This is a genomic window from Micromonospora parastrephiae, assembly GCF_016802865.1.
Taxonomy (GTDB): domain Bacteria; phylum Actinomycetota; class Actinomycetes; order Mycobacteriales; family Micromonosporaceae; genus Micromonospora; species Micromonospora parastrephiae.
On record NZ_JAEVHM010000301.1, the window covers coordinates 1 to 4527 of the forward strand.

A 4527-nucleotide genomic window follows, 5' to 3' on the forward strand; every position below is an offset into this window, starting at 1 on the left:
GGTCCGGCTCGCGCAGCGGCGGCTCGGCGTACGTCACGGTGTGCCTGTCCCCCCGGCGCGCGCGCCGCTCTGGCGGCGCAGCTCGGCGCGGGCGCGGGCTCGGCCCGCCGGAAGGTGTGGAAGTGCCCGGGGTGGTACAGGTGCGAGCGGGTGCCCTCGGCCGTCAGGGCCGGCCCGACCAGGAACAGGGTGTGCTTCCACAGCCGGTGCTCCTTCACCGTGGCCTCCAGGGTGCCGACGGTGCAGCGCACCACCAGCTCGTCCGGCCAGGTCGCCTGGTACGCCACCACGGCCGGGGTGTCCGCCGGGTAGCCGCCGGCCAGCAGCTCGGCCTGCACCTGCCCGGAGCGGGCGGCGGAGAGGAACAGCGCCATGGTGGTGCCGTGCCGGGCGAAGTCGCGGACCCGCTCGCCGGGCGGCATCGGGGTCTTGCCGCCTTCGAGGCGGGTGAGGATCACCGACTGGGCGACCTCGGGCACGGTCAGCTCCCGTCCGACGATCGCCGCGACGGCGGTGAACGACGACACCCCGGGGACGATCTCGACGGCCAGGCCGAACGCCCGGCACAGGTCCAGCTGCTCCTGCACGGCGCCCCACAGCGCCGGATCGCCGGAGTGGATGCGGGCCACGGTCAGCCCCTGTCCGGCGGCCCGCTGGTAGAGCGGCAGCACCCCTTCGATGGGCAGCTGCGACGAGTCGACGATCTCCGCTTCGGGGCGGGCGTGGTCGAGGACGTCGGCGTGCACCAGACTGGCCGCCCAGATCACGATGTCCGCCGCGGCGATCACCCGGGCGGCCCGCAGGGTCAACAGGTCCGCGGCACCCGGGCCGGCCCCGACGAACCACACCTTGCCGTCGCTGCTCACAGCTTTCCTCCTCGGTTGTCGCGGCGGGCGGGGACCAGCAGTGTCGACAGGTACGGCAGGTCGTGGTCGGTGTCGCCGACCGGGCCGACCTGTTCGCCGGGCAGGCCGAGGCTGCGGCCGAGCACCGCGTCGGCTTGCCGGCCCTGCCGGCGCAGCTCGGCGAGCAGTTCCGGGTGCCGACGCCAGCCCTTGTAGGCGACCACGGTGCCCGGCCCAGCGAGGGCGTCGGCGAACAGCGCCAGCCCGGCGGTGGCCGGCAGCAGGGTCAGCGGTTCACGTCCCTCGCAGAGTGGGACACCGCTGCGGGCGGCCAGCTCCTGCATGGCGGTCACCCCGGGCACGGTCGCCACCCGCACCGCCGGGCGCAGCGCCCGGACGCTCTGCGCCAGGTAGCCGAAGGTGGAGTAGACGTTCGGGTCGCCGATGGTGGCGAAGGCCAGCGACCGCCCGCCCGCGTCGACCGCGTCGACCACCGACCGGGCGGCGGCGTCCCAGGCCGCCGCCCGTCGGGCGGTCACCCCGCCCCGGTCGTCCAGAGCGAACGGCAGCCGGCGCAGCCGGTCCGCCGGCACGTACTCCCGGACGGTCGCCTCGGCCCGCCCGGCGTCGGGCGCGGGTCGGTCCGCCATCACGGGTACGAAGACCGTGTCGGCCTCGCGCAGGATCCGCACCGCCTTGACGGTGAGCAGTTCCGGGTCGCCCGGACCGACACCGACACCGGTCAGCGTGGCCCCGGCGGTCATCGGCACGCCTCGACCAGGCGGCGTGCCGCGTCGGGGTGGCCGGCCCAGTGGGTGTGCAGGTAGGACGCGTGCACCCGGCCGGTGACGAAGCCGTGCGCGGCGCCGTCCCAGCGCCACGCCGGCGCCTCGCCGTGCCGCGGGTCGGTCATGGTGCGGTGGAACTCGTGACCGCGTACCGGCTCGCCGGCGACGGCCACCGGCGAGTCGGCGCCCGCCACGGCCTCCCGGTAGCCGAGGGTGAGCCGGCCCGTCATCCGGGCGGTCAGGTCCAGCCGACCGCACATGGGTACGCCGTCCAGGGACCGCCCGAGGTAGAGCAGCCCGGCGCACTCGGCCACGATCGGCCCGTCGAAGTCGGCCAGCTCGGCGCGGAGCGTGGCGTTGCCGGCCAGTGCCTCCGCGTACGCCTCGGGGAACCCGCCGCCGATCACCACCGCGCGGGTGCCGCCGGGCAGCGCCGGGTCGCGCAGCGGGTCGACGGTGACCACGTCGGCTCCGGCGGCGGTGAGCAGTTCGGCGGTCTCCGCGTACGAGAAGGTGAAGGCCGGGCCACCGGCGAGCGCGACCAGCGGGCGCCGCGCGTCGGCCGGACCGCCGACGGCGGTGACCGGGTCCCAGGGCGGGGCGGTCAGCGGCGGGGCGCTGCGGGCCAGGTCGAGCACCGCGTCGACGTCCACGGTGGCTTCGACCAGCTCGGCCAGGGCGGTGACGATCGCGAGCGACTCCGGTGCCCGCTCGGCGACCGGGACCAGCCCGAGGTGCCGTGCCGGCGCGGCCACCTCGGCGGCGCGGGTGACCGCCCCGAGCACCGGTACGTCGACCTCGGCGAGGGCGTCGCGCAGCAGCGTCTCGTGTCGGGGCGAGCCGACCCGGTTGAGGATCACCCCGCCGATGCGTACCGCCGGGTCGAAGGCGGCCATGCCGAGGGTCAACGCGGCGGCGGAGCGGCCCTGCGCGGTGGTGTCCAGGACCAGCAGCACGGGCGCGTCGATGAGCCGGGCGACGTGTGCGGTGGAGGCGTGGTCGCGGCGGCCGACCGCGCCGTCGTGCAGGCCCATGACGCCCTCCACCACCGCGATGTCGGCGGGCGTCGGGACACTCGCGCCGTGCCGCAGCAGTGGCGCGATGCGCTCGGCGCCGACCAGGAACGGGTCGAGGTTGCGCCCGGAGCGTCCGGCGGCGAGGGCGTGGTAGCCGGGGTCGATGTAGTCCGGGCCGACCTTGTGCGGGCTGACCGTCAGGCCACGGCGGCGCAACGCGGCCAGCAGCCCGGTGGCGACTGTCGTCTTGCCGTGCCCGCTGGCCGGCGCCGCGATCACCACCCGGGGCAGCGCCCAGTGCGTGCTCACCACTCGATGCCCTTCTGGCCCTTCTGGCCGGCGTCCATCGGGTGCTTGACCTTGGTCAGCTCGGCGACCAGGTCGGCGGCGGCGACCAGCCGCGGGTCGGCGTCCCGGCCGGTGATCACGACGTGTTGGAAGCCGGGCCGGTCGGTCAGGGTGGCGACCACCTCGTCGACGTCGACCCAGCCCCACTTCATCGGGTAGGTGAACTCGTCCAGCACGTAGAGCCCGTAGCGCTCGGCGGCCAGGTCGCGCTGAATCTGGCGCCAACCCTCCAGGGCGTCGGCGGCGTGGTCGGCCTCGCCGCCGCGCTGGATCCAGGACCAGCCCTCGCCCATCTTGTGCCAGGCAACCGGGGCGCCCTGCCCGGTACGCTCGTGCACCTCGCCGAGCGCGCGGAAGGCGTTCTCCTCCCCCACCCGCCACTTGGCGCTCTTGACGAACTGGAACACCCCGACCGGCAGCCCGGCGGTCCACGCGCGCAGGGCCAACCCGAAGGCGGCGGTCGACTTCCCCTTCATCTGTCCGGTGTGGACGATCAGCAGCGGCCGGTGCCGCCGCTGCCGCGTCGTCAACCCGTCGGCGGGCACCACGCTCGGCTGTCCCTGTGGCATCAGCGATCTCCCCCTGGTCTCACGATCTTGTACGTTCGGTCCGCCCTATGTGCACTTCGCCCGTTATGCGGGGGCGGCAAACGCACGATCGCCGGGGTGCGTCAGGGCGTCGAGCCGGTGGTGGGGGGCCCTCAGCTGGGTGGCCAGGCGGCTTGCCAGATGCAGGCGGACCGGGCCGGTCTCGCAGTCCACGACGACGCAGGACGCGCCGGTTGCCGCGAGGACCTTCGCCGCTGCTGCCGCGCGGTCCAGCGGGCGCTGACCGGCGGTGGCCCTGCCGTCGGTGACGACCAGGACCAGGGGCCGCCGTCTCGGGTCGCGCAGGCGCTCCACCCGCAGCAGGTCGGTGGCCGCGAGCAGCCCCTCGGCCAGCGGCGTACGTCCACCGGTCGGCAGCTCGGCCAGTCGGGTCGACGCGGCCAGCACCGACGAGGTTGCCGGCAGCAGCGTTCGCGCGTCGGCGCCGCGGAAGGCGATCACCGCGACCTTGTCCCGCCGCTGGTACGCGTCGGTGAGCAGAGCGAGCACCGCGTCCTTGACCGTGGTCATCCGCTGGCGGGCGCCCATCGAGCCACTCGCGTCCACCACGAACAGCACCAGGTTGCCCTCGCGGCCCTCCCGCACCGCCTCGCGGACGTCGTCGCCGCGCAACCGCAGCGGTCCGGCGAGCCGCCCCCGGGCGGCCTGGTGCGGGGCGGCCGCACGGACCGTCGCCGCCAGGTGCAACGCACCGACCCGACCCGCCGGCACCCGCGCACCGGTGGTGCGACCCCGCCCGGTGCGGGCCCGCGACCGCCGGCCGGGCACCCCGTCACCCACGCCGGGCGCGGTGAGCAGCCGCGCCTTCAACCCACCCCGGGGTACGGCCACCGACTGCCCCGTCTCCGCCCCGCTGACGCGTCGGGTCGTCGTCACCGCCGGCCCTCGTTTCCCGGCCGCCGGCCTCGGCGTCGGGACCACC

At 75.8% G+C, this 4527-nt stretch carries 5 protein-coding genes; all 5 read right to left on the bottom strand.

The window, feature by feature from the left end; genetic code table 11:
• Positions 1–866 (bottom strand): precorrin-4 C(11)-methyltransferase (gene cobM, locus JNW91_RS29830; RefSeq protein ID WP_309244521.1); only part of this gene is annotated, 866 nt, incomplete at its 3' end.
• On the bottom strand, positions 863–1609 hold the full coding sequence (cobI, locus tag JNW91_RS29835) for a precorrin-2 C(20)-methyltransferase (RefSeq protein WP_203178844.1): 747 nt from the start codon (positions 1607–1609) through the stop codon (positions 863–865). The genes cobM and cobI, both read right to left, overlap by 4 nt.
• Positions 1606–2961, bottom strand: a complete 1356-nt coding sequence (locus JNW91_RS29840; protein WP_203178845.1) for a cobyrinate a,c-diamide synthase — start codon at positions 2959–2961, stop codon at positions 1606–1608. The genes cobI and JNW91_RS29840 overlap by 4 nt, the downstream gene beginning before the upstream one ends.
• Positions 2955–3566, bottom strand: a complete 612-nt coding sequence (gene cobO, locus JNW91_RS29845) for a cob(I)yrinic acid a,c-diamide adenosyltransferase (protein WP_203178846.1) — start codon at positions 3564–3566, stop codon at positions 2955–2957. The genes JNW91_RS29840 and cobO overlap by 7 nt, the downstream gene beginning before the upstream one ends.
• A gap of 63 nt (positions 3567–3629) precedes the next feature.
• A partial coding sequence (locus tag JNW91_RS29850; RefSeq protein ID WP_203178847.1) for a vWA domain-containing protein occupies positions 3630–4527 on the bottom strand: 898 nt, incomplete at its 5' end.